Genomic DNA, 22301 nt, shown 5'->3' with positions numbered 1-22301 from the left:
CAACCTCAAATGATGGACCTTACAGGTCTTCCTCTCTATTACCTCGTGCCATTCATCTCTGCCGTTTGCTCTCGGCTGAGCCGAGACCGTTTGCCGTCTACCTGGTTCCTTTAACAATCAACTGATCAAAAGCCACTGTCTGTGCGCCATCTACCCGTAAGCCAAAACAATTGCCATAGGCACCGGTAAACGGCAACACGTTCTCAACCTTATCATTTATATAAAAGAAGATCGCGTTGTTCCTTTTCTCAATAGACAGGGTGTTCATATCATTCCTGGTGCGGATATTGGTGCTGCGCGTCCAGTTTATGATCGGCTGCCAGTCGCCGTTGGTCATAGACCCAATGGCGTAATAACCGCTGGAAGTGATATAATACACATAATAGGCATCAGTATCGGTATTGCCGCAAAAGTTAATACCATAAGCTTCATCGGGTTCATTGCCCCATTGGGTAGCGCTGGCCGAGATGCTGAAGTTCCGTTCTATATTCAGGTCGAATTTTACCGTAGCGTGATAAGTCAAACTATCTGTAAACCCTTTGATGATATATTTACCATGAGAGAATTTAAATTCACTGTTCTCATCCTTGCCGGTTTCCCAAATGCTGTCCACGTCTTCACTAAAATCATCGTAATACATCCCGTTGTGTAAGGTTACCCCTGCATCGGTTTGCACGGCAGGTTTTGCATTTGCCCCGGGACTTAATTCAGTCTCCGTCTCGGGGTTGGCATGCACAACCGGGGAGATCAGGTCCTTGTTATCATGTGAGGGCATCGTTTTACGGGTTACCGCGGCAACAGACACCGAATCAACCGGTAACACGGTGGCGGCATTGTCGCTGCCCGACTCCCCTTCTTTATGGGGGTACACGGCCCACATGCCCATCATAAAACCACTGAACAGCAATACGCCCAGTATCGTGAATACGATCTCTTTCTTTTTACTACCCCCCGCTGCCGGCACATTTGCTTTGGCATGTACTTGCGTCACCTTTTTTGTTTTATTGACGCTCACTGGTTTTACATACCGGGCCTGCGCATTTTCCACGGCGGCCTTTTGCAATAGCTGTCGCACCTGTTCTGTATCGCTCATTCGAAAGGTGGCCTGTTTAGCCAGCAGGCCATGTAACAATTGCAACAAGCTGGGTGGCAGGATGCGGTTATCGGGTAAAACGATCTCCGGAAAAGGGCATTCAATTACCCGGTTGATGTGCCATAACAAATCTTCTTCATTATAAGCAAAGGGCACGGAGCCCGTTAAACATTCATACAACACAATACCCAGGGAGTAATAATCGGTAGGCGTTGAAACGGTACGGGCATGACTGAACTGCTCAGGTGAAGCATATTCATAGGTAAGCATGGAAGAACCGGTAACCGTATTGGTTTGCTCCCTGAGTTTGGCGATGCCAAAATCGGTCAGCAGAAAATGGAGCTCGCCATTGGGCAGTCGGCGGTACATGATGTTCTCCGGCTTTATATCCCGATGCACAACGCCTTTGGCGTGAATGGCGTCCAACGCATCGGTCATGTGTTGCGCCAGTTGTATTACGGTGTCCACCTCCAGTGTGCCGCGGTCTTTTAGTAACCGGCGTACATCACCACCTTCTATCAGCTGCATTACGATGTAAGGCAACTCTGCATCGAGGTGAACGTCTACTATTTTTACGATGTGATCATGTTGGATGGATTTCATGATCTCTGACTCACGCTGAAAACGACGCAGCGTATCGGCATCGGTATTAAACGCAAAGTGTTTAATGGCAACCAGGTTACCCGATTCCAGGTGCCTTGCCTTCAGCACGCGGGCATTGCCCCTGCCGATCTCACCCAGGATCTCGTATCCTTTGAAGTATTCTTTAAAAATTGAAGTTGCCATATTTTATTGCATCTCTGTGCTAACTACTTGTATAGAGAGACTTTTATTTGTACTATCAGGTTTAACCTGGTTACTCACAGGATACTTAACGTTTTCAAAAAATGTATTCTCTAACCTTATATGTACCGGAATACTTACTTTGATGCCAACTTCAAACCCTTTCAATCGCAGGTTTCTTATTACTAAGGTATCACCTGCTTTAGCAGAAGCCTTGTTAATTTCCAGCGCTGCAAAATGATTAACTTTTTCTTTAGCCGGCAACAACAGTATAGTATTACCAACACTATCGGCATAACGCTGCACCGCTACCAGGTTACTGGTGGCCGACAGCCGCAGGGTATCCGGTGTTTGTGCCGACCCAGGCCCCGAGGGCGCCGCATGTTGTCCACTGAAAAGCGTTGCTCCCATTTTATGCGTGGTATCGTCAACCGCCTTTACTTCCTGCACCTGCGTGGGTTGTTCAGGCGTTGGGCTTTCATTACTTCGTGAGAAAAAGAACCAGGAACTCGCTGCCAACAACACAATGACCGGGACGTTCCATTTCAACCACTTGTTACTGCTACCTGCTTTTTTAACAGCAGCGGTATCTGATTGCGAAGTTTTGTTTGGCTTCTCTATGGCTTTATTAGACGATGGAGAGGAGGTAGAATCTTTTGGATCGGACTTTGGTTTAACAGTTTTTTTAACCCTGGTGCCATTGGCGGGTTGTGCCACCTGTTTAACGCGATTGTTCTTTAACAGCACCACGGTTATGTTATCATGGCCGCCCATTTCATTGGCCAGTGCAATAATATTATTGACTTTGTTATTCAACGCAACACTGGTAGCCAGCACCTCAGAAATCTGTTTGGCGGTGACCATATCGGTGAGCCCGTCGCTGCACAACAACAAGCCATCACCCGGCAACAACTCTTCTTTGCCATACTGCATAAAATCTTCATCATCGATGCGGTGAATGGCAGAACCTACTTCGCGTAAGATCTGGTTGCGTTGCGGATGGTCCATGGCTTCGCGCTCGGTTATTTCACCGGCGTCTTCACGCAGGCCAACAAAGGAATGATCGCGGGTGAGCTTTTTCAGTTCGCCTTTGCGGTACCGATAAAGGCGGGTATCGCCCACATGCACAAAATACACAAGGCCGGCCGCAGTATCGGCCACGGCAGCCGTAAGTACGCAACACATTTCACCGTACTTCGGGTCCTGCATCCGCTCTTCAGCAATCCGGTTGTTGGCAAAGATCATTGCTTCGCGCAACATAGTAAGCGTATCGCCCTTGGGCGTTTGCATATACTGATCAATAGAATCCCTGGCAATAGCCGCCGCCCGTTTTCCGCCCGCATACCCACCAACCCCATCAATCACCACCAGCAAGGCCTTATCAGGCGACCATAACTGATGGCAGCTGAAGGTGTCTTCATTCTCCTTTCGCCGCATCCCGGGATGCGTATTGCCACTAAGCAAAATAGTTTTCATATTTATCGTGGCAGGTTTTTAAAATGCCGTAACAATAAAACAATCACAAATACAAACAGCGCTATGGATGAGATGGTATTGATCATAGATCGTTTAAAGCTGTTTTAATGTAAGGGTAACCATGCCATTTAACAAGACCTGGCTTTTGTCGTTCAAATCGAACCAGCGGGGATTACCGGCTTCACTTTTCTCGATCACTGTTTCATTTACCCGGGTTTCATTGTTGCTGAAGGAAGCGATCTGGAACGACTGCTGCGCTTCATTCCACCTGATCCTTGCATGCGGGTTCGACACAAACCCCGACTCAATGAGCAGGTAATTGCTATAGCCCAGGTTCTCTGGTTCCTTTCGTGCAATTACAATCTCTGTATCCTTCATAATGTACACTGCATCCCTGTTTTTATCGGCCATGTGGTATTCAATCTGAGCCAGACCGGCGTCGGCATTGCGGGCCGTTTTTTGTACCATGTTATTGGTAACCGCCACATTGGTGACATTTAATTCGGGGTTGAACTTCACCGTGAAGGTGCCATTCTCGGCAAAATGTAAATGTCGCAACACATCGAGGTTGATATCCATTTTGTCGAACACATTGGTAGCCTTCGATTTCATGGTCACCTTGGCCGTATTATGCCGGTCGTTGCCGCCACTGCCGGCCGGTTTCATCCCCGTGAGCATCCCGATCACGCGCACATCGTCTATGGCGATCTTTTCCTGGTTGAAATCGGTACCGGGCGCAAATCGGAACTGCCAGTGAAACGACACGGGCGACAGTTCATCATATTTCTTTCTATAACTTTTCAGATTATTGTAAAATGCCTTCAGCGCTTCTTTAACGATGATGGGAAGTGAGGGTAAGCGCTCTTCGTACACTTCAGGGTGCAGAATGATGAGGTAATGCATGTTAAACAACAGGCTTCTGCCAACCGACTCCCGTTTACACGAATTATCAAAACAATCCAGCAATTCTTTTAAGATAACGTTGTTGGTAACCGGACCATTGGCGGGGCGATGGTCATTGCTTTCCGGTAGTATTATTGATTTGAGGGCCGCAAAAAAATCACCTGATTTTTTCTTCATGGTTATCCCTGGTTTTACACGGTTATTATACGAACTAAAAGTAATGGATTTGGTGTTTGGCACTTTGTAAAGAAAATATAATGTTTGGTTATTGGAACGGTCTTTGTGTACGGGAGAAAATCCTGCCAGAATTAATTTAACAGTTTTGGTTAGTGGGTTTAACGTTGTGTTAAGGAATGGGTAAACGGCAGACGGCAAACGGCAGACGGCAAACGGCAGACGGCAAACGGCAGACGGCAGAAGGCAGACATGAAAGACAAGTTGATAACGTTGACTGAGGATAGAGGGAATAAATTTAGAACGCTTTATTATATAAGTGAAAGAGCCTTGAGGTTATCCCCAAGGCTCTTTCTTTAAAATATTTTATGACTAATGGCTTTCGGCTGTTTCTTTCTGCCGTTTGCCGTTTGCCGTCTTACAGTTGCTGAATCACCAACTTACCTTCCACCAACGCCGGGATAAAGATCTTCTTATCGCTGGCATTCAGGTAAAAGTCGGCCGGACCGCTGATCACAGGCCAATCGAGTTTGGTGGCCTTATTTGTTTTAAGATCAAACTTTTCTACAAAACCAGCCGGATGGTCCATAGCGCCCCAGTCAGAAACAACAAGGGTATGGTCATCGAGCAGGGCCAATCCGTCAAAAGCGCCATGAACGTCACCTAATTTTGCATAAGAGGGTTGTTGTTTTTTCCAGCTGATCACACCGAGTTCACCACCCTGCATATTCTGAAAATCGAAACTACAGGTATACAAGCGGTCGGTTGCTTTATCATATTTAATACCATTGGCACCTTTTACCTCAGCAATAACCTTTACCTGGCCTGTTTTCAGATTCACTTCTGCAACCTTGCCCACATCGGTACACGAAGCAAATAAGGTGAGATCGTCTTTTGCAGTGAGATCGTTAACAAAGCTGGAGCCGGTACCAGGAGCCAGGTTTATTTCAGCAGTTTGTTTACCGGTAGCCAGGTCAAAACCCACGATGCGGTCGATATCGGCCACATACAGGATGCCTTTGATAATGGCCGTTCCTTTTGGTGCATTCAATGTTGTAGTGGCAAAAGAACGGGCTATTACTTTACCATCGAGCGACAATTTGCTGATATAGCCATCCCCGTCCTTTGCAGTAGGGTCCAGGGCATTACCAATATTGGTTACATATAAGAATTTACCATCGGAGATTACGCTTTCCGGATGCGCCAAAGCCGTGCTATCCTGAGCCATGGTGTTAATAACCAACACCATAACAATCAAAAATGAGAGTACCTGTTTCATCTGAATTAATTTAATACTGCTAAGGTATTGGATACCGGGCGGGCGATGATAACGGGAAAAGCTCAAATAATAGCGTTTTTTTAAGGCAGTGGGTAATGGGTAATGGGCAATGGGCAATAGGCAGTAGGCAATGGGCAGACGGCAGACGGCAGAAGGTCTCGGCTCAGCCGAGAGCAGACGGCAGACGGCAGACGGTCTCGCTCAGCCGAGAGCAGAAGGTAGAAGGCAGAAGGCTCGCGAATTACGAGACTTCCGCCAGCTGGCGGATCGAAGTTTTTCAATTTCGCAGATAGCTCCAATGTCGCGAGTCCACTCACCACTCACTACTCACCACTCACTCTTCAACTGATCAACTGGTTAACTGATCAACCTCCCGCCCCCTCACGCTATTAGGCGTAACACCAAATTTCTGCTTGAAGATCTTTATAAAGTGCGGGATGTTTTCAAAACCGCATTCCATAGCGACTTCCGTCACGTTCTTATTGGAATGCAACAGCAACATCCGGGCATGGTCTAACCGTTGTTCGTTGATCCATTTTTTGGGAGCACTGTTGTATTGATGTTGAAAATCGCGTTTAAAGGAAGCCAGACTGCGGCCTGAGAGTTTGGCCAGTTCATCCAGCGACAGCGGTTGAAACAAATGTTTGCGAACAATAAAATCGATCTCGAGTGGTTGTCCAAAGGCAATGCTTTGAAAGAACGTTTTTACCTGTTGTCCTTGTGGTCCTGCCAGCAGCAACAACATTAACTCCTGCAACTTTAATTGTAAAATGCTTTCCAGTCCCGGGAGGTTTTTACCAAAATAGCCCATGAACTGCGTTTTAAAACCATTCAGTAACTCATTGGTGGGAACCACCAGGTGCGCGCCAGTGACAGGCGATTGCGTGGTGGTTAACTGATGGGTATGCATGAATTTCTTTACAAAATCATCCGTAAAAAATAACAAGAGGGCTTCATAGTTCAGTCCGTCCGGCACAAATTCAGACAGCGCATAAATACCTCGCTTTAACAAAACCAGGTGACCGGCTTCCGCCATATGGGTTTGCTCTTCCAGATGCAGGTATTTATGTCCATGCAGTACAAAAATGAGCGTATGTTCCGTGATAAAACTGGTCCTTTTACCAGCCGCTGTGGCTTTTCTATATCTGGCCAGCGGCGAATTTCCCAGTTGGAGCACATCGAGGTCTTCTATGTCTTTGGAGGAAGTGGGAAAACGTATTAACATAATACAAAGTAAAGAAATCCTTAAATAAAGATCATTCATTCTATTTCCACATATAAATAATACCCTCATTCGCAGTAGGTTAAATTGATGAGGTCCCCATCAAGTTAACATGAGTTGGATCATTCAGGTGTTAGCCGCCTATAATTCAATTGGTTAATAGCGTAAAATTTTGTAAATTATAGTAGATAATTTTTTCCATTATCCTTCGTACGAACATTGGTTGCCTTCCGCTACAAGCTCAACTATAAAAAAAACTTACATAATATGACAGCGTTAATTAGCAACCCGGTTGTCTTTTTTGAGATCGGTTGTAAGGACCTATCCAAAACCGCTACATTTTACTCCGATCTGTTTGGCTGGACGCCCACCGGAGTTCCCATGGCTTCTCTCATCAATACCAATACGGAAGAAGGTATTCAGGGACAGATCACTTCTTTAGGACATAACCCCCACAATTTTGTAATGTTCTATATTCAGGTCGATGACATTAACGAGAGTTTGTCGAAGATCATTGAAGCAGGTGGTAAAAAACACGTTGGGCCGGTTATTCTTCCCAATAACAAACAATTTGCCTGGTTTACCGACCCCGAAGGAAATATGGTGGGTCTGGTGACCAGATAGTTCCGAATTTTACAATTCCGGCCCTTTCGCAGTTGGTATTTTCGTATTTTAGAATCCTATTCCGGTACAGCCTTAAAGACATCGACCATGACCTATTATGAAATAAAGCCGGGCCAGCTGTTGCAGCAATATATAAAATGCTACTATGTGTATGAGTCATCAAGCACGGTAGCGTTTGAGGACACGGTGTTCCCCAGTGGTTGTATGGAAATTATCTTTAACCTGGGCGCCGGGAACTGGCAAACCCAACCAGGAGATGAATTTATTACCCATCCGCCCATTGAATTATGGGGGCAACTCAATCGCCCCCTGCCTGTACGATCTGTAGGTAGTAATACCATGCTGGGCGTTCGCTTTTATCCCCATGCTGTTGCCAGTTTCCTGCCAGAAAAAGTAAGTCTGTTTAACAACCAGGTTATTGATTACCGCGATGTATCGGGTAAAGCAGTCAGCACCCTACATGCCCAATTACAGGAAACACGATCCTGGAGCAAACGCGTTACGTTGTTAGAAGCGTATTTATTGAAACAAATTGAACAGGCGGGAAAGAGATTAGGTAAAGTAGACGTTGTAAAAGACCTGATGTACGAACTGCGCCATCAGGATGTATATAAAACGATGGAAACTATTGCAACGCGCTATGGCATCTCCGCCCGTTATATGCAACAATTATTTTTACAGTACACCGGCCTCACGCCGAAATTATACAATCAGATCAACCGGTTTCAACACAGTCTGCGCCTGGTTACTGCCAGAAGCACTTCATTGACCGACATTGCTTATGAATGCGGTTATGCAGACCAGTCGCATTTCATAAAAGAGTTCAAAGCATTTACCGGCACTACCCCATCGGGTTACTCTATCAATAACTCACCGGTTACGCTGGCCACGCACCAACAAGAGGAAGCATCACCCCTTTTAGCTTATTAACAGTTTTATTCCGTTTTATACAATTTCATCTTTTTAAACGCTGATAACTTTGTTCTGTAAACGAAATTATAGAACATAAAAATATCAGTCATGCCATCCTTATTTCAACAATTCAAAGAATTACATCGCTCACTTTTTATTATACCCAATGCCTGGAACCCTAAAAGTGCGTTGCATTTTCAACAACAACACTTTCCTGCAGTAGCTACTTCCAGTGCGGCCGTGGCCAATAGTCTGGGGTATGAAGATGGCGAGGCCATGCCCTTTGACGAGTACCTGTTTATTGTTCGCAGGATCCTGGCAACGGTACAGGTGCCGGTAACAATAGACATCGAAATGGGTTATGGCAAAACCAATGAAGCCATATATGCCAACATCCGGAAGCTGGCAGCACTGGGCGTAGCCGGTATCAATATTGAGGATTCAACTATTCAGTCAGCAAAAAGAACGCTCAGGGATGCCAACAGCTTCGCCCAAACCATTGACTTTATAAAAACTAAACTTGCCCAGGACCAGTTGGAGCTTTTTATAAATGTGCGTTGCGATACTTACATCTTAGATGTAGCCAACAAACAATCTGAGACTGCCAAACGCCTGGAATTATATGAAGCAGCGGGCGCCGATGGTATTTTCCTGCCCTGTATCAGTGCGGAGACCGACATTGCCGAAGCTGTTAACAGTACTACCCTACCCATCAATGTAATGTGTATACCCGGATTACCCGATATAGAGACATTAAAAACCCTCGGCGTAAAGCGGGCAAGTATGGGTCCATTTTTATTTAACAGGCTCTATGAAGGTATTAGCACGTTAACGGAGGCTATTACTGCCACCGGGAGTTTTGCGCCATTGTTTGCTTAATTATCATTCACCATAAAAATCAACAACATGAATTTACCAACCAGGGCGCAGGATGCGCATGCCACCTTAGCAGCCGCTTACAACACGGGCGATGTAGCCACTGTATTAAGTATGTATGATTATAACGGCATCATAGTGCCTGAGCCAGGCAAACCCGTTTCAGGGAAAGAAAAATTTGAAGAAGCAGTGAAAGCCATTTTATCAATCAAAGGAAAAATGGAGATCAAAACGGTGTATTGCCTGCAAACAGGTAGTCTGGCCGTTGGCAGATCAGAATGGAGCATCACCGATGGTGAGGAAGTAAAAGTAAAGGCCCGCGGAATAGAAGTGATGCAGCAACAGCCAGATGGCACCTGGAAAATTGTTATTGACCATGCTTTTGGCGCGCTTGAAAATGTAGTGTAGTGGAACAGTTAGGAATACCTGGTGGCCGCTCAATTGAGCGGCCTTTTTATTAAAGGCACAGATCATTAAAGTCCTTGCATGCTGAAAAACGGGTAAAAAAATCTACGGATCAACCACCAGGATAGATTATAACTCACAATTTATGGCAGGGTATTTAAATTGTAGATTTCAAGAGTACTTAAACTGAAGTCACGCCAATGAGCAAGCAAATCCCTGCACGTATGCATGCATCCCTATGGGCAATTGTCATCTGTTGTTTACTGGTTGCCTGTAACAAAGGCTGGCTCAATGAATATAGTGGCAGCTATAAAGCCGATACCACCGGAAAAGTCATAGATATTATTTACCTGGAATCAAATAGTTCTGAATGGGCCCAGAACTCAATTTTAGGCTACCGGGTTTACGAAGGAGGTCAGGTAGTACCTATGGAAGAAGGACCGTTCCTTACCGGTGGTACGGGTATACCAGGCAGTCAGAATGCAGGAAGTTTTAACTCAGACCATGAAGTGCGGTTAACAAACGACAAGCGGTTCTTGCTGGCCGTTAATTCAGGCGACAATACTATTTCAGTATTTTCTATACAATCGGATGGCACTTTAAAACTGACGCCAGGTTCGCCTATTTCGTCAGGCGGTGAAACACCAGTGAGCATCGACATATGGCAACAATACGTTATAGTGCTGAATAAAAGCAATCATCCTGTACTCCCCACCTATTCAGCGCCCAACTATTCTGTTTTTACTTTAAAAGGCGATGGTTCATTGGTGTTTGTAAGCAAATTTGAATTGCGTAATGGCATCTCGCCCGGACAGGTACTTGTTTCCCGCAGCGGCGCCTTTGTGTACGGATCCAATACCTGGGGTTTTGATTATTCACCACCAGCAGAACGACTGAATATATTTTCCATTGGTAATAATGGAACGTTTACTGCAGGACCAGCAGCGCCTTCTTTTGACTCCAATCTTCCGGGGGCATTGGGTTTGTATGAGAGCTCAGATCAACATGTTTTGTATGTTGCTTTTCCATTCTCGGCCCAATTCAGTTTCTATGATATAAACAAGAACGACGGCTCCCTGACACATGCAGGCGACGCAACCGCCCGGCCAGGCTGCAGCCGCTTTTGTACAAACAGATCGAAGCATAGCTTATTTACAGCCAATACCATCGACAATTCAGTGAGCCTATTCGATATAACAGATGCCCATTCGCCACGTAAAACAGGTGAGCTATCCCTTAAGGAAACCGGACCCGCATACGCCGGCTATTTCGGACAATACACTACCAGTCAGTGTGTTTCACTGGCTACCAGCAGCAATGACCAGTATTTATATGTAGTTTCTCAACACGGCAATCCAGATACGACTATTGGCAATTATAATTATTTACACGTTTTGCATATCGTTGAAGGAAATTTTCAGGAGCAAGACGAACCCCTTCAATTGCCTGTTGCCAATAAATTCCGGCCACGGGGGTTGGCGGTTTTGGGGAGATAGACATAAACGTTGGAGAGAAACTAAGGGCTAATTAAGACCGGATAAAAATAAATTTTGTACCATTGTTAAAATTTCTACTTTTGCATCCATGAAACAAATGACAACATATCAATACCTCCTCTGCGGCTATCCATCGGGTACGGGGCGTGCTTTGGTATGATGTTAAACATAAAACATTGTAAAGCCCCCCCGATGTATCGGGGGGGCTTTTTGCTTGCACTTATAGCGAAAAAGACTATCGCTGGCCAGTAAGTGCAGCATCCTGCCTTTTCAACCAGCCAGGAACACCATTGAATATGAGTGATCACCATAGATAAAACAATTATTAATCACAAAGAATGGTAAATGAAAAAGATACCAACCTTATTCAAACGGGAAAATAGCCTACCCAACAATCCTGTAAAGAATGAAGTAACACCCGGCTGTGAATGGGTGTTGGAAGGAATGGGCGTTGCTACCCATAAATGGGATGGTACGTGCTGTCTTTCAAAAGAAGGCGTACTATACAAAAGATACGATGCCAAACAAGGTAAAACGCCGCCAGAAGGATTTGTTCCTGCACAGGACCCGGACCCAATTACAGGCCATTGGCCTGGATGGCTGCAAGTAACTACCGGAGCAGAAGATAAATACTTTATGCAAGGTTGGCACAATAGCTTTGCTACCTTAGGCAATCCTATTCCAGATGGCACATATGAATTGATTGGCCCCAAGGTCAATAGCAATAAAGACGGCGTACAGGACCATATTCTGATCCCGCATGGAAAAAGCGACTACCCGGATTTTCCACGGACCTTTGAAGCCATAAAAGCATACCTGGAAACTTTTCAGGGCGAAGGTGTCGTATTCCATCATCCTGATGGCCGCATGTGTAAGATCAAACGCCGGGATTTTGGGTTCAAATGGTAGTCATTATATTGGAATATAATAAACAGGCCCCGGCATAATACCGGGGCCTGTTTTGTAAATAATCTTGTATTGAGATGATCACATTTGAGTGGCGGCTTTTTTATAACCCGAATTTCCTATCACAACCTTTACCTTCTTTTTACTTGCTTCCAGGGAAGTTGTTTCAGGATATTGCGTTTTGTCGGGAAGGGTGTTATATTTTATATTGAATATCACCTTATCATCGGGATCGTCAATATAGGTATTGACATCTATGCCAAGGATGATCTTTCTTACTTTGTCAATGGTTACACTCAACCCATCCCCTTTTTGATTATAATCGACAAAATCAAGCTTTACTTTTTTGCCAGGCTCAAGTACATGGAGACTTGTTTTACCATCGGCATATAATTGTTGGATTTTTTCTGCATCGGGCGGTAGATAGGTTTGAATTTTTTCAATGGACTTCTTTATATACTCTTCCATGTCTTCTTTCTTGTTTCCAGCAATCTTTCCTTTTATGCCACCCTTTTTCTTCACCGGTGTTGAGCCACCTGTTTCCACTTTAACAAGTTTTCCATCAACGCCGTAATAGCATTGGTTCTGCTTTTTAGACTTCTCCTCTCCCTTAACAGAAGTGGTGGTTGTTTCTATCCATTCATACTTTTTTAATTTCTCCTTACTCTCTATCAGATTTGTTTTAATGATGCCCACTGTTTCTTTTACTTCAGCCTGCCCTTGTGCAACTATTTTTACTGTTCCGATGACCGTGATCAGCGCGAGGGTTAAAAACATATTTTTCATGGTTGATACTCCTTTCCATGAAGTTTTATTATTTTCTTACCATCGCCAAATAAATAGCCCACAGGAAAGCCATGATTTATAAATCTTGACAATTCAAATACAGACTTAAGCGCCTGCTTTAGTTTACGTCAAGCAAATCCCTTTCCGGCAACCGGGAAAAAGGCGCATGGGGTTCTGTTTGATACCAGAGTACAACAGATGCTATATCATTTTGCTGCGGTAAATAACGACCATCATTTCGCCACCCAGGAGACTGTATAGTAACTTTCAAATTTTGTATAGGAGAGCCAGCCTCATTTAGTTTAACAAGGCGGTTACTCCATGAAAGAGTACAATTTTCCATTTCTGAATCTTAACCACCTTGAGAACCCATAGAACCAGGTTTCATAGAGTGTACCGGCTGTGGTTGTGGTGTATATTTTATCAGCCGATCCCCAGGCTTCCCGGCACATATCTTTCGTCATGCCTGATTTTACAACCCCATCAGCAATCAGGTTTCCATTGGTGGGGCCAAATACTTTTATTAAACGAGCTTTGTTAGCTTTAAACTCTTTTTCATACTGAAGGTTCCTGGCTTTTTCTTTGGCGATAAGCGAGTCCCTCACTCTTTTCTCTTCTTTTTTCCTGGCCAGGTATTTGTCTTCAGTAATAATGTTACTTTGGTTAAGGCATTTGTCTTCCGGATCTATAAACTTGTCATAGGTTATACGAACGGCGATCTCCTTGTTTGCGCTGTCTTTAAGTATTAAAGCAAGCTGACCAAAGTATTTTTTTTCTTCCTCTAAAAAAGTAATTTCCGTACATCTCCATTTACTGCCGGGCACGAATTCCCTGGTTTGTTTATCCAGTGGGTTTTCATATTCAGCAGGAATGTCATTGGGATCTATACTGAAGAAGATATTTTTGTTTACATAGGTCTGTTTCAATTTTTCAAGATATCCGTTGAAGAATGCAGCCACGTTTAGCTGCCACCTGTCCCCAAATTGCCAACGTATTCTTTCACCACTCTCATCCTCAAGCGTGATGGTACGCGTACAATACTCCTCATCGGTTACTTCCCAGTTTACAATTTTAAAAGTTTTGTTCTCCAGGGCACTGAAGGGAGTATACCCCTTTGAAGTTCCCTTGTAGGCCTTCTGGTTCTTTTCAGAAAGGAAAAGGGGCCAGGAAGGTTCATCCCATTCGGCTTTTTTAGCATAAGGAGTCCTTGGAAGAAAATGGATCTCCTGACCTATTAAAGATGCGGGTTCGAACTCACATTCAATGCTGTTAATATTAATGGAACTGTCATAGGCAGGTTTGGCAGGTTTGCTTGCTACGCTTCGGGTACCGATCTGAGCAAGAGCAACCTGGCCAATAAACAGGGCAAGGAGCAAAGGGCTTCTTTTCATAATAGGATCTTACTATATTTCGATAAAGGTTAAACGCAGGTAAGCTATACATTGTAAACCGATTATGCAAGATTTTTTTTAATTATCCTGGAGCTTTGGCTTGTAAGGCTGCCTTCAAAGCATTTAAGCGGGAAAAAACAAGGAGGTGTTTCTTTTTGGGACGGAGGTAACGGAAAGTTTACTTATTTGCCAAGAGAAAGATTATTTTTTTTGCAAAATTCATCGACGCCTACGGTGTGGTTCAGTTCCCGGGTATGGGAGGTGGATTTGGTCCGGTTAGCCTTGGCAAGTTCAGCTATTGCGTTTAGGATGTCTGCGGGAATGTTAGTCCCATATGTACTTTCTATATGATTCAAGATAGAGCGCATTTCCAACATGGCCAACCGCTGTTCTTCTATGCTGTTATGAATAGTGTTCATAAAAGTGGGATTAAATTTCTCTGTCTAAATTTAAATCCTTTGTAATAGAGCTGCCCCAACTATTATACGGTTTTTAACACCGTATTTTTACGGGGATACCAGAAAGGAGCCTGAATATGTCCCGAATTGGTATTAAATTTAATTGGTCAGCCCCACTGGCCGGTTATATTACATTGTTTTACAGACCTATGCAATTAAACCATCAGAACTAACGGTGTCCTACCCTTTTTATACTACCATTCCCAGGAATAAGAAATAAAAACGAACCTGCATCCAAAGGATGTTACTGGTAATTTGGCATTAGCGGCATCCCATCCCTCTTTTTTCCACGATACGTTTTATTTTATCAGCAGCCTCTTTAAAAGGGGATTTAAAAGCCTGCCCAACTTTTCGGGCTATTGATTCTCAGCATTTATGTCTTTTCGGGCGACTGCGAAGAGAATACCTATATTATTATTGCAACGCCAAAATCATCAGCGCATTTCTGTTCGGACTAAAACGTTTAACCCTATGCATAAAGTCTACTCTTTATTTTATAAATTTCTATTTGTCTGGTTATTTTTTACCGGCATGTCACAACGATTGTTCTCGGCACCAGGTACGAACCTGAAGTTCGATGGCAATAATGATTACGTCAACTGCCCCGGTTTAAGCCTGGCAAACACCTCTTTTAGCATAGAATTTTGGGCCCAGCGCCAGGGTGGAATTGGAAATTACCAATATATTATGTCTCAGGGTACTGCTACTACTGATCAATTTGTTGGAATACTCTTTCGGGTCACCACTAATGTACTTTCATTCAGTTTCTGGGGCGACGACCTGGATGCAGTTACTGCCATAAGCGATCTGAACTGGCATCATTATGCATGCACCTATGATGCCACAACAAAGTTGCAGTCCATTTATATTGACGGGGTTTTAGACGCATCGAGAACTGCAACAGCCAATACATCTTCCACAGGCACTTGTTATATCGGCGGAAATGGCGGCTCCTCACAAACGTTCAATGGAAATTTAGATGAATTTCGTGTTTATAATTATGCATTGACCGCTACCGAAATTTCGAGCAGAAAAAATTGCGAATTGAACGGTAACGAAACCGGCCTGATAAGATATTATCAATTTAATGAAGGAACAGCTGGCGGCTCTAACGGGAATATATTCAGTGCATTGCCTCTACCAGATGTAACTGCTGGCGGCAATAACGGCAGTCTTAAAGGCTTTGCATCAACGGGCACATCTTCCAACTGGATGGGCGGTTCACCGGTCACATCTGGCATTACGGTCCCCGCCCCGCCCACAGTTATCACTCCCGTATATATTGCAAAAGGTGCTACCGCATCTGCCTTAACGGCCACAGGAACCAGTTTAACCTGGTTTACAACAGCTACCGGCGGTACAGGAAGCAGTACTGCACCCACTCCGACTACTAGCACAGCAGGCACCACTTCCTATTGGGTAACCAGCGGCAATGCAGCAGGCTGTCAAAGTACAAGGGTAGAAATTGATGCCATTATTAAATCAACAGCCAGTTATTTAAACTTTGACGGGGTAAATGATGCCATCACACTTGCAGCTACAGGTTTTCCAACCGGCAATAGCGCCCGGACCATTGAAGCCTGGATACGAACAACACAAAACAATGGTGGCGGTACCATCATGACATACGGCGACCTATCATTAAGTAACCGGTTTGCATTATATCAAACTGGCGGGAAGCTTAATTTTGTCGCAGAAAATAACGATTATAATACGAACGTTGTTATCAATGATGGCGTATGGCATCACGTGGCCGCCACCTATGATGGCACCACGGTAAAAGTTTATATAGATGGAACACTGGCCGGCAGTTCGGCAAAATCGCTTAATACTACCGGTACAGCATTTAATATTGGTTACAGGGGTACTGCTTCGGAATACTTTAAAGGAGATATTGATGAAGTAAGGGTATGGAATACTGCCAGATCTGCAGCCAATCTTAGCAGCAACTGCCCCCTGGTTGGCAACGAAACAGGGCTTTTAGCATACTATCGCTTTGACCAGGGCTCCCCCGGAGGGACCAACACAAGTGTAACTTCATTACTGGACGCAACAGCCAATAACAAAAATGGTACATTGTCAGGGTTTGCTTTAACAGGAAATGCTTCGAATTGGTTAATAATGGCTCCCTTATCAACTGGGCCGGATGTTATATCACCGGTAACATATTGCCAGACAACTACTGCCGCTGCATTGACTGCACCAGGAAGTGGTTTGTTATGGTACACCACGCGATTTGGAGGCACCGGCAGCAGCACCGCTCCTACCCCTTCCACTTCAGGTACAGGCACCACCTCTTACTGGGTTACACAACCTATTACTTGTGGAGAAAGTCCCAGAAGCCGAATAGATGTAGTGGTAAATCCCCAGATACTGGCAACAGCCAATACCACTATCTCCTTAAACATCAGCAGTACCACTTACTTTAAAAATGCCTGTAAAGATGTTATTGCTATTGTTTCTCCTACCGGCGCCAGCCCGATCAGCGGGAATACAACAGCAAAGGTTTGGCTTGAAGGAACACAACCCGCGCAATATGTAAAACGCCATTATGAAATAACACCGGCGTCCAATGCAAGTACAGCTACCGGTACTATTACATTATATTTTACACAAGCGGAATTTAATGCTTTTAATGCCGTTAACAGTATTAAATTACCAACCGGCCCCACCGATAATACAGGAATTTCCAATCTTCTGGTTGAAAAACGCGGCGGTGTGAGTAGTGATGGCACCGGCATACACAGCACCTATTCGGGAACCATTACTACTATTAAGCCTGTCAACTCGAATATAGTATGGAATGCAACGGCCAGCAGATGGGAAATAACTTTTGATGTGACCAGCTTCAGTGGATTTTTTGTAAAAACAATCAGCAGCACATTACCTATAACATTGGTAAACTTTACTGCCCAAAAAAGAAACAACGAGGTGTTAATAAGCTGGAAGGAAGAAAACGCGCTCAACTTCAGCCACTATGAAGTGGAGCGTAGCAAGGACGGTTTGGTTTATACCAAAATCGGCACCGTAGCTGCAAAAAACATCAGCAGTACTAATAACTACCAGTTTACAGACGCGGAAGCCTGGGATACAGATGTGCGCTATTACCGCTTGAAAATGGTGGATAATGATGGCACCTCCCGGTATTCAACTGTAGTCAGAGTTAGCAATAAAGCGACAGGAAGTATAACTGTTTACCCGTCGCCCGCAGACGACTATATTACTGTAGATCTTAACAACAATTCCAACACCAACACTACAGCGCTGCTATTAGATGTGACCGGAAAAGTAATCAAACCTGTTACAATAACAGGTCAGCATACCACTGTTGGATTAAGCGGTTTATACAGTGGAACTTATCTGCTACGTTTTGATAATGGGCAAACCATCAAATTCATTAAGAAATAATATGCTTTGATCAGGATAAACGGTGCATTTTAAAAGAGCCGGGGTTAACAGCCCTGGTTCTTTTTTTATTGGGTAACCTTGCTCAGTTCCGAGGGTAAAACACCATGGTGTTTTTTAAAAGCCGCTGAAAACTTGCTGGTGCTTTCATAACCAAATTTCCAGGAAATTTCCTTTATCAATAACTGATTTTCCATAAGCAGCTCTTTCGCCAGTTCCATTTGTTTTTCCTGAAAGTATTGATAAACCGGTTTACCAAAGAGTTGTTTGAACTCCACTTTAAGTTTGGTTTCAGAAAGGTTGAATTTGCGGGCCAGCAAGTCGATGCCGGGGAATTTTTCGAACAGATGATTACTGAGGTAATGCTCCACCTTGTTCATGTTAAACTTGTCGGTATAATCAACAAGTACATGCCTGGAAACTATTTCATCTTCCCGGCAAAGTTTGAAAAAGTCGAAGATCAGCTCGAGGGTACAAAATTTCAGGTTGAGAAAATCTATTTCCTGCGCATTGCCGCCAATATTCATGGTGACGTTAAACCGGTCGAATTGCGAAAGGGCGGCCTTGCCATCCTCCAGCGGCCATACAATGTAGCCCGCGTCAGACCTGATGAAACTATCAAGCTTACCCTCTGTAAATAATTTATTCGGCATCAGGTTTTTTTGCAACCAGGCCTCGTTAAAATATAAAGTGAGGTATTGATTATTCGATCCTTTGAAATTAAGGTCACAATTACGCTCCCGCGGTTTAAAAAACACCCAGCTAAAACGTGGGAAATTGATAGATTTACCGCAGAGAGCATTTTTACCAGGTACTACGTTAGTGATATTATTAAGGCTAAGCATGTAATAATCATCGGCGGTCATTGGACCGGGCGTGGGGGTGTCATACATCAGGTCGAATGCAACATTTGCTTTATAACGCATTTTAGAGAATACAATCCAGCAACCCTCTTCCAGTTTATGATAATAAAATCCGCCGCTGCAAAAGGGATTATTTGAACTAACAAATTGCTTTTCAAGGGAATGCTTTACAAAAGGAAATTTTTCAAAACTGTTGATCAGCTTCTGGGGAGAATTAACATTGCAGGGGAGATGATAAAAACCTTTGCTATAGGTAAAATAATATTGTTTGAACTGACTGAGCCAGGTTTTTACTTTCTGGGTTAGCATAGAGCACGTTAGGGGTGTAAGTTTTGGATCACCAAATATAATAAACTTGCATTTGGGTCGCCAGTAATGGCCAAATTAAATCTTGGCGCACCAGCATTTTCTCAAAAACAGGTCTCCCATATCATGGCAATTTCATTCCTGCCGGCAATAAACGACCATAAGCAAATATTTTTTATCCAGCCCCGTTGAAAATATGGTAACATCCCATTTCATCGCTCAAATTTATGTATAAATGTAATCCTGTTCCATCATTTGAAGTTGCCGAACAAAAAATTCTGTTACTTTCTTCTAAGCAGGCTAATTTTTACCCTATTCTTACAATTAAGTATACCTACCTTTTTTGAGCCTGTTTACAATGGTATTTTTTTTAGCTATCTTGGGACAAATTAAGAGATCAAAAGGACTTAATAAGCTTATAACGTTAAATAATGGATGTAAAAGTATTTGTATTTGGAAATGGGAATTTGAGTTTCAAGAACTTTCTCGAATACTATGAAAAACCGATTACCGAAATTTTAAAAACAAACAACCCGAGTTTTGTTCTTTGTGATTTTAAAGGGGTAGACACCCTGACAATGGAGTTGCTAAAATGCGAGACTGCCAATGTCAGCATATTGCATATCGGCACAACACCAAGATACAGCCCTGACAAATACAAAACCAAAGTAAGCCAGTGGAATTTTATTGGCGGATTTCAATCAGATATAGAACGAGATACCGCTGCCATACATATGTGTACTCATTTTCTTGCATTTGATTTCAACTCAAATGAAAAAAGGAAAAGCGGCACTTTAACCAATATTGAGAACTGTTTAATTCAAAATAAAATAAATATAGCAAGCACCTTGCTAAGGGAAATAAAAGGGTAAAATTCACTTTGACAATTTATGAGAACCTACGTTCTTGGTGACCTGCACGGACAATACCAATCTCTAAAACAATGCCTGCTTACATGCAATTTTGACTACAGTCAGGATACACTTATCCAACTAGGTGATATAGCTGATCGCGGAGATGAGGTCTTTGATTGTGTGGAAGAACTATTAAAAATAAAAATCCTTATTGCAATAAAAGGCAATCACGACGATTGGTTCTTAGATTTTATCAGAACTGGTTTTCATCCAGCCGCCTGGAATTTTGGCGGAATAGATACAATAAAGTCTTACTCAACAAAAGCAGGTAAAACACCTATTATCAGAAAATCACGCCAGGGCTACAAAACATCCTTCAATCCGGATGACATCCCATTATCACACAAGCAATTTTTTGAAAGCCAAATACCATATTATATAGACACAAAAAACAACTGCTATGTACATGCTGGCTTCAATCAATTTCAACCATTCCATCAGCAACCCTCCAGTATTTATTACTGGGATAGAATTCTGTGGCAATCAGCAATGAATTGGCAATCGAAAGCAAAACAAGATCCCAATCTCGCGCCATTCGAAATAGTCACAAAATTCAACAACATATTTATTGGCATACCAATACTATGAAATGGGGATTAGATAAACCGCTACAAGCTGCTAATATTTATAATTTAGATACCGGGGGAGCTAAAGGTGGAAAACTGACGATTATGGATGTTGATAGTAAACGTTTTTGGCAATCAGAGTAATAAACTAGCTGTTATTTCATTAGACATAAAAATTACTTAATTCCAGATGTTCAATATTTTCAAGAATAAAACAGTTAACCCATTGGAAACCGAGATCACAATAAATCCTTCGATTCTTTTTGAAACTACTGTACCAACCTCTCTTTTAACATTAGGTAATATACACTTGGGAGACACCATTCAGAAGATTAATTATTCTGGCATTGTTTTAACAGGACTGGAAAAACCTCCAGAAAATACCACTTCAACAAGTTGGCGTGATGGTAAAACATTTTATACTGTTAACGGAATAGAATTTGAGTTTGAGTTAAAAGACAGAATAGCCTCTGTTTTTGAAAATGGCGGATGGGTTGGAATGGATACTGGAGCGAGGTACAGAATTAAAGAAAAAATTATTGTTGAGTTTACAATTGTGAACAACCTGCTGGAGGTATATAAAAAAATTCCAAAGAATCAAATCGAAAAAAAATTTGGGAAGGCGGATAAGATTATAGAGACCTGGGAAAGTTATGATGGCACTTTATTCCACACTGATTACATCTATTTTGACAGACAGATAAGAATTTATTATCAAGATTGGGACAAGGAAATATATATAATTAATATCGGTGAAAGTCAAATTGATTATTCTTAGACTTACCGACTTAGCACCGTAATGTAATTGGCCAGTCACTAACTGGCCGCTTTCTTAACAAGCGGGCAAAAATTAATCCGTAACCAATGGTTCCTTGTATTCTATTAAAAAATTACTATCGACCTTGATGGTAGCAGAATCGTCAATGGCACCATTATCATTTATACTATAATAGGAATATAGCCTGTTTTTTATGCGATCGGCCAGCACTCTTTGAAACCCGGCAGAGGTCTCTTCACCGTGGCTTACAAGCCCATTGAGAGGAGACCTAAGAAAAAATATAAAGGACCTATTGGCTTTAATAATAAGCTCATTGGGCAAGAGAGACGACAACATTTCATTTGCTCTATTTCCGTTTACATCGAGCATAAAGATGCTGCCAGTTTTCTTTTGACCCGACACATTTTGAGAAACAAATGGCGGCTTGTATTTTTCAATATATAGGTGAATCGTTTGTCTATTTCTATTGAAAATTCGGCATTTAAAGTATGCGTGCCCATAAAAAATGGTATCGCCGACAAAACCCTTTTCAAGACTAATATCAAGGTGCGACAATTTACTCCCTGCTTTTTGATTACAGGAAACTATGCAGAAAAGCAAAAAACAGATCAATGATATCCTTATTAATCCTGGCATTCTTGTTATTTTTAAAACTGTGCGCTATCAATCACAACCTTCCGCCACG

21 protein-coding genes are annotated in these 22301 nt (G+C 43.0%); 11 read left to right on the top strand and 10 right to left on the bottom strand.

Annotated features, from left to right (window positions below):
* Positions 1 to 97: 97 nt before the first annotated feature.
* The 5 genes from J7I42_RS24225 to J7I42_RS24205 form a co-directional block, all read right to left on the bottom strand.
* Positions 98 to 1879, bottom strand: coding sequence for a serine/threonine-protein kinase (locus J7I42_RS24225; protein WP_209141464.1), 1782 nt, complete (start codon positions 1877 to 1879; stop codon positions 98 to 100).
* A 3-nt stretch (positions 1880 to 1882) separates the two neighbouring features.
* Positions 1883 to 3352, bottom strand: coding sequence for a PP2C family protein-serine/threonine phosphatase (locus tag J7I42_RS24220; protein WP_209141463.1), 1470 nt, complete (start codon positions 3350 to 3352; stop codon positions 1883 to 1885).
* Positions 3353 to 3445: 93 nt separating this feature from the next.
* Positions 3446 to 4432, bottom strand: a complete 987-nt coding sequence (locus J7I42_RS24215; RefSeq protein WP_209141462.1) for an FHA domain-containing protein — start codon at positions 4430 to 4432, stop codon at positions 3446 to 3448.
* Between the two features lie 415 nt (positions 4433 to 4847).
* On the bottom strand, positions 4848 to 5708 hold the full coding sequence (locus J7I42_RS24210; RefSeq protein WP_209141461.1) for an SMP-30/gluconolactonase/LRE family protein: 861 nt from the start codon (positions 5706 to 5708) through the stop codon (positions 4848 to 4850).
* A 349-nt stretch (positions 5709 to 6057) separates the two neighbouring features.
* The gene (locus J7I42_RS24205) at positions 6058 to 6933 is read right to left on the bottom strand and encodes a helix-turn-helix transcriptional regulator (protein WP_209141460.1); all 876 of its coding nucleotides are present in this window, start codon (positions 6931 to 6933) and stop codon (positions 6058 to 6060) included.
* Positions 6934 to 7197: 264 nt separating this feature from the next.
* Between J7I42_RS24205 and J7I42_RS24200 the strand changes: the two genes are divergently transcribed.
* The 6 genes from J7I42_RS24200 (at position 7198) to J7I42_RS24175 (ending at position 12152) form a co-directional block, all read left to right on the top strand.
* Complete coding sequence (locus J7I42_RS24200) at positions 7198 to 7554, top strand: VOC family protein (RefSeq protein ID WP_209141459.1); 357 nt, start codon at positions 7198 to 7200, stop codon at positions 7552 to 7554.
* Positions 7555 to 7641: 87 nt separating this feature from the next.
* A complete protein-coding gene (locus J7I42_RS24195; protein WP_209141458.1) occupies positions 7642 to 8484 on the top strand; it encodes a helix-turn-helix domain-containing protein in 843 nt (280 codons plus the stop codon).
* A gap of 90 nt (positions 8485 to 8574) precedes the next feature.
* Entirely contained in the window at positions 8575 to 9345 is a 771-nt protein-coding gene (locus tag J7I42_RS24190; protein ID WP_209141457.1) for an isocitrate lyase/PEP mutase family protein, read from the top strand.
* Between the two features lie 27 nt (positions 9346 to 9372).
* On the top strand, positions 9373 to 9750 hold the full coding sequence (locus J7I42_RS24185) for a YybH family protein (protein ID WP_209141456.1): 378 nt from the start codon (positions 9373 to 9375) through the stop codon (positions 9748 to 9750).
* Positions 9751 to 9947: 197 nt separating this feature from the next.
* Positions 9948 to 11243 (top strand): beta-propeller fold lactonase family protein, encoded by a 1296-nt coding sequence (locus J7I42_RS24180; protein WP_209141455.1) that lies wholly within the window; start codon positions 9948 to 9950, stop codon positions 11241 to 11243.
* A 345-nt stretch (positions 11244 to 11588) separates the two neighbouring features.
* A complete protein-coding gene (locus J7I42_RS24175; protein WP_209141454.1) occupies positions 11589 to 12152 on the top strand; it encodes an RNA ligase 1 family protein in 564 nt (187 codons plus the stop codon).
* A 78-nt stretch (positions 12153 to 12230) separates the two neighbouring features.
* Here J7I42_RS24175 and J7I42_RS24170 read toward each other — a convergent pair whose 3' ends face one another.
* The 3 genes from J7I42_RS24170 to J7I42_RS24160 form a co-directional block, all read right to left on the bottom strand.
* Positions 12231 to 12926, bottom strand: a complete 696-nt coding sequence (locus tag J7I42_RS24170) for a hypothetical protein (RefSeq protein ID WP_209141453.1) — start codon at positions 12924 to 12926, stop codon at positions 12231 to 12233.
* A gap of 323 nt (positions 12927 to 13249) precedes the next feature.
* Positions 13250 to 14326, bottom strand: coding sequence for a hypothetical protein (locus tag J7I42_RS24165; RefSeq protein ID WP_209141452.1), 1077 nt, complete (start codon positions 14324 to 14326; stop codon positions 13250 to 13252).
* Positions 14327 to 14508: 182 nt separating this feature from the next.
* Entirely contained in the window at positions 14509 to 14745 is a 237-nt protein-coding gene (locus J7I42_RS24160; protein ID WP_209141451.1) for a hypothetical protein, read from the bottom strand.
* A gap of 510 nt (positions 14746 to 15255) precedes the next feature.
* On the opposite strand from J7I42_RS24160, the gene J7I42_RS24155 reads away from it, so the two are divergent.
* Positions 15256 to 18192, top strand: coding sequence for a LamG-like jellyroll fold domain-containing protein (locus tag J7I42_RS24155; RefSeq protein WP_209141450.1), 2937 nt, complete (start codon positions 15256 to 15258; stop codon positions 18190 to 18192).
* 65 nt (positions 18193 to 18257) lie between these two features.
* Here J7I42_RS24155 and J7I42_RS24150 read toward each other — a convergent pair whose 3' ends face one another.
* Complete coding sequence (locus tag J7I42_RS24150; RefSeq protein ID WP_209141449.1) at positions 18258 to 19361, bottom strand: helix-turn-helix domain-containing protein; 1104 nt, start codon at positions 19359 to 19361, stop codon at positions 18258 to 18260.
* A 428-nt stretch (positions 19362 to 19789) separates the two neighbouring features.
* Between J7I42_RS24150 and J7I42_RS24145 the strand changes: the two genes are divergently transcribed.
* The 4 genes from J7I42_RS24145 to J7I42_RS24135 all read left to right on the top strand — a co-directional run bounded on the left by J7I42_RS24145 (position 19790) and on the right by J7I42_RS24135 (position 21616).
* A complete protein-coding gene (locus J7I42_RS24145; RefSeq protein ID WP_209141448.1) occupies positions 19790 to 20230 on the top strand; it encodes a hypothetical protein in 441 nt (146 codons plus the stop codon).
* An 18-nt stretch (positions 20231 to 20248) separates the two neighbouring features.
* The gene (locus J7I42_RS24140; RefSeq protein ID WP_209141447.1) at positions 20249 to 20860 is read left to right on the top strand and encodes a metallophosphoesterase; all 612 of its coding nucleotides are present in this window, start codon (positions 20249 to 20251) and stop codon (positions 20858 to 20860) included.
* Complete coding sequence (locus J7I42_RS35455; RefSeq protein WP_262898154.1) at positions 20857 to 20982, top strand: hypothetical protein; 126 nt, start codon at positions 20857 to 20859, stop codon at positions 20980 to 20982. The genes J7I42_RS24140 and J7I42_RS35455 overlap by 4 nt, the downstream gene beginning before the upstream one ends.
* 82 nt (positions 20983 to 21064) lie before the next feature.
* Positions 21065 to 21616, top strand: a complete 552-nt coding sequence (locus J7I42_RS24135; protein WP_209141446.1) for a hypothetical protein — start codon at positions 21065 to 21067, stop codon at positions 21614 to 21616.
* Between the two features lie 72 nt (positions 21617 to 21688).
* On the opposite strand, the gene J7I42_RS24130 is transcribed toward J7I42_RS24135, so the two are convergent.
* On the bottom strand, positions 21689 to 22018 hold the full coding sequence (locus J7I42_RS24130) for a hypothetical protein (RefSeq protein WP_209141445.1): 330 nt from the start codon (positions 22016 to 22018) through the stop codon (positions 21689 to 21691).
* Positions 22019 to 22301: the final 283 nt, after the last annotated feature.

The sequence above is a fragment of the Niastella soli genome (assembly GCF_017742245.1).
Classification (GTDB): domain Bacteria; phylum Bacteroidota; class Bacteroidia; order Chitinophagales; family Chitinophagaceae; genus Niastella; species Niastella soli.
This window is presented reverse-complemented; position numbering and strand designations above follow the sequence as displayed.

What these genes read in the sequence shown, in the direction of transcription:
- J7I42_RS24225 (WP_209141464.1), bottom strand. Translation starts at nt 1,879, where the DNA reads ATGGCAACTTCAATTTTTAAAGAATACTTCAAAGGATACGAGATCCTG.
- J7I42_RS24220 (WP_209141463.1), bottom strand. Translation starts at nt 3,352, where the DNA reads ATGAAAACTATTTTGCTTAGTGGCAATACGCATCCCGGGATGCGGCGA.
- J7I42_RS24215 (WP_209141462.1), bottom strand. Translation starts at nt 4,432, where the DNA reads ATGAAGAAAAAATCAGGTGATTTTTTTGCGGCCCTCAAATCAATAATA.
- J7I42_RS24210 (WP_209141461.1), bottom strand. Translation starts at nt 5,708, where the DNA reads ATGAAACAGGTACTCTCATTTTTGATTGTTATGGTGTTGGTTATTAAC.
- J7I42_RS24205 (WP_209141460.1), bottom strand. Translation starts at nt 6,933, where the DNA reads ATGTTAATACGTTTTCCCACTTCCTCCAAAGACATAGAAGACCTCGAT.
- J7I42_RS24200 (WP_209141459.1), top strand. Translation starts at nt 7,198, where the DNA reads ATGACAGCGTTAATTAGCAACCCGGTTGTCTTTTTTGAGATCGGTTGT.
- J7I42_RS24195 (WP_209141458.1), top strand. Translation starts at nt 7,642, where the DNA reads ATGACCTATTATGAAATAAAGCCGGGCCAGCTGTTGCAGCAATATATA.
- J7I42_RS24190 (WP_209141457.1), top strand. Translation starts at nt 8,575, where the DNA reads ATGCCATCCTTATTTCAACAATTCAAAGAATTACATCGCTCACTTTTT.
- J7I42_RS24185 (WP_209141456.1), top strand. Translation starts at nt 9,373, where the DNA reads ATGAATTTACCAACCAGGGCGCAGGATGCGCATGCCACCTTAGCAGCC.
- J7I42_RS24180 (WP_209141455.1), top strand. Translation starts at nt 9,948, where the DNA reads ATGAGCAAGCAAATCCCTGCACGTATGCATGCATCCCTATGGGCAATT.
- J7I42_RS24175 (WP_209141454.1), top strand. Translation starts at nt 11,589, where the DNA reads ATGAAAAAGATACCAACCTTATTCAAACGGGAAAATAGCCTACCCAAC.
- J7I42_RS24170 (WP_209141453.1), bottom strand. Translation starts at nt 12,926, where the DNA reads ATGTTTTTAACCCTCGCGCTGATCACGGTCATCGGAACAGTAAAAATA.
- J7I42_RS24165 (WP_209141452.1), bottom strand. Translation starts at nt 14,326, where the DNA reads ATGAAAAGAAGCCCTTTGCTCCTTGCCCTGTTTATTGGCCAGGTTGCT.
- J7I42_RS24160 (WP_209141451.1), bottom strand. Translation starts at nt 14,745, where the DNA reads ATGAACACTATTCATAACAGCATAGAAGAACAGCGGTTGGCCATGTTG.
- J7I42_RS24155 (WP_209141450.1), top strand. Translation starts at nt 15,256, where the DNA reads ATGCATAAAGTCTACTCTTTATTTTATAAATTTCTATTTGTCTGGTTA.
- J7I42_RS24150 (WP_209141449.1), bottom strand. Translation starts at nt 19,361, where the DNA reads ATGCTAACCCAGAAAGTAAAAACCTGGCTCAGTCAGTTCAAACAATAT.
- J7I42_RS24145 (WP_209141448.1), top strand. Translation starts at nt 19,790, where the DNA reads ATGGATGTAAAAGTATTTGTATTTGGAAATGGGAATTTGAGTTTCAAG.
- J7I42_RS24140 (WP_209141447.1), top strand. Translation starts at nt 20,249, where the DNA reads ATGAGAACCTACGTTCTTGGTGACCTGCACGGACAATACCAATCTCTA.
- J7I42_RS35455 (WP_262898154.1), top strand. Translation starts at nt 20,857, where the DNA reads ATGAAATGGGGATTAGATAAACCGCTACAAGCTGCTAATATTTATAAT.